2 protein-coding genes and 1 pseudogene are annotated in these 2,378 nt (G+C 46.0%); 1 reads left to right on the top strand and 2 read right to left on the bottom strand.

Annotated features, from left to right (window positions below; genetic code table 11):
- Positions 1-219: 219 nt before the first annotated feature.
- A complete protein-coding gene (locus HGBM_RS26080) occupies positions 220-837 on the top strand; it encodes a GntR family transcriptional regulator (RefSeq protein WP_019124018.1) in 618 nt (205 codons plus the stop codon).
- 332 nt (positions 838-1,169) lie between these two features.
- On the opposite strand, the gene HGBM_RS26075 is transcribed toward HGBM_RS26080, so the two are convergent.
- Both HGBM_RS26075 and HGBM_RS28670 read right to left on the bottom strand, forming a co-directional pair.
- Positions 1,170-2,060 (bottom strand): class I SAM-dependent methyltransferase, encoded by an 891-nt coding sequence (locus tag HGBM_RS26075; RefSeq protein WP_019124017.1) that lies wholly within the window; start codon positions 2,058-2,060, stop codon positions 1,170-1,172.
- Between the two features lie 213 nt (positions 2,061-2,273).
- A pseudogene (locus tag HGBM_RS28670) lies at positions 2,274-2,378 on the bottom strand (VOC family protein); the annotation flags it as partial.

The following is a 2,378-nucleotide window of genomic DNA, read 5'->3' as shown; positions in this document are numbered from 1 at the left end:
AAAGCTCAAATTTCTTCATTACAGGAATGGCTCCTTGCATGCGAAACTGCATGATCATTCCTTATTATTGTACACATTTTAAAATTTATTGTATACAAAAAATAACGTTTTGTATGACATTTGCTTTTGCAGCTTTAAAATATCCGCTATAAACCTTATACTTTGAAGGTGGAAGCAAGCGGTGAAAGAGCATAGCGAAAGAAAAGGAAGGGTATCCGCATGGGCAAGCAACCGTTTCAAACGGCGTATCAGCATTCCTATGAGTACATACGAGATAAAATACTAAGCGGAGAACTCCCGCGCGGGACGAAACTGGTGGAAGAAAGACTGGCCGAGGAGTTGGGGGTAAGCCGGACGCCTGTCCGCGAATCGATTCGCAAACTGGAACAAGAAGGGCTGATCAAGCAAAAAAGGGTCGTGAATCCGACTGATACCGACCTTCGAAATATCTTTCAAGTTCGCATCTTGCTGGAAGGTTTTTCGGCTCGCTGCGCAGCAGCCTACATGGACGAGGAGACACTTCAAAAGCTCCAGGGCTGCATTACGGCTGCCCGCCACGGCGACATCGAAGAAACAATGAGAGCGAACAAAGAATTCCACGACCTGATCGTGCAATCGAGCAACAATCCCGAGATGATCAACATCATCGACCGGATGCAATCGATTATCTACCTGTTCAGAAAAACGGTCGTCTACCATAAGCGCCCGTTCCTCATCGATGAGCACCAGCAGATTTACGAAGCGATCAGCGCCCATGACGGGACAGCAGCGGAGCGTCTCATGCAAGAGCATTTACAGGCGGACCTGGACTTCTGCCTGCACGTGCTTCGACGATAATCCGCGGATTGCAGCATAACAAACAAAACTCCCCTCACCGTACATAAGGCAAGCTAGTGTGCATCCGTTGCCAATGGCGATTTTCCCATCCAACTTCACAAAAGGTATGATCTCGTCCGAGCCAAAGTCGCCTTGGGGTTTGCCTTCTTCATAAACGTCTTCGCCCATTCCGGCATGACGAGCCTGCCTTCATCACCGGTACAAGCCTCCTGGTAGACGGCGGTTATACCGCTCGATAAGGAAAGTTCAGAAGCTCTTATGAGAGATCGGGGACGCAGATCGCTGCGTCCCCGTTTCGTCCTCTTTGCTGCATGCAAGTTAATAATCCTTTTTCATTTAGATTCGCGCTGTTCGACTACTGCCAGCGCAAAGTGCACATGTTCACTTGCATGATAGTTGTCCGTTCGTCCCTGAAAATAGCGATTTTGAATATCAGATGGACTTAAGTTCTCATGGAGACGGAAGCCTGCATCTGAAAGGTCTACAGCCAGTGTAGACGGATCGAAGCTCGTTTTTATCGGCTCGCCTATCTTTTGCAAATCCTCCCGCATCTCCTGCATATGTGGAGAAGATTCTATTGGTACAAAATAATCAAATAGTACCATACTGCCTACAGGGGCAACATCGGCGATAGAACGTAGTGTTGCGAACACTTCTTCTCGTGACAAGTACATGGTGACACCAAGCCAGCTAAAGAGACTTTTGGCCTGCGGGTCGTATGATGATCCCTTGAGTGCCTCAGCCAGACTTTCCTTCGAGAAATCCACCGGTACGAAGTGCAGATTTGGCGGAATTTCCCATCCCAACTCAGCAAGTCGATTACGTTTAAAGGTTTGCGTTGCCGGATGGTCAACCTCGAACACCCGAAGCTGCTTTGGAAGTTCCGGACGACGAAAAGCAAAAGTATCCATCCCTGCCCCGAGTATCACATACTGCTGTACCCCCTGTTTCACAGCCTGCTCAAGGGTTTCTTCCGTATACCGTGAACGGCTGAGGACATTGGGCAATCCCATGGTTTGCAATAAGGGCCGCAAGGCAGTTTCTTGATCGGAGTAGGATTGGAGAGCATTAGTAAAACCTTGTTCAATGAGTGTACGTCTCTCTTCCGGTATCATTTGATAGGCGAGAAAGTCATCAAAGATTTTCGGGTTATCATTCATCGCGTGATAGGCACGAATATAAGCGGTCATGATGGCTGTTAGGCTAACTTGGTTTTCTTTCATCAGAACATCCTCTTTTTAGAATGGAATCCCTTATAAGCTGCATTCTAAAAAGAAGTATATCAAACGCCGCTATTAAGTCAATTACTTAAAATTTTATCATACCACAAAATAAAATATTTGTCAAGAATATATTTGTTTCTTTTTAGACATTTGAGGACTTCAAGCAAGTGCAAGAGGAGGGGGCCGACTATTCCTGTCAGCCCCCTAAAATGGTTATTTTTTTTCCATCACAGCAAAGTAATTTTCTTCATGATCTGCAAAGTTAAATACTCGGCCGGAAGGCATATTTACAATTTCTCCGACTTTGACATTTTTATT

It is taken from the genome of Brevibacillus massiliensis, assembly GCF_000311785.1.
GTDB lineage: Bacteria > Bacillota > Bacilli > Brevibacillales > Brevibacillaceae > Brevibacillus_C > Brevibacillus_C massiliensis.
The sequence above is the reverse complement of the archived record's forward strand: the minus strand, read 5'-3'. Positions and strand labels throughout refer to the sequence as shown.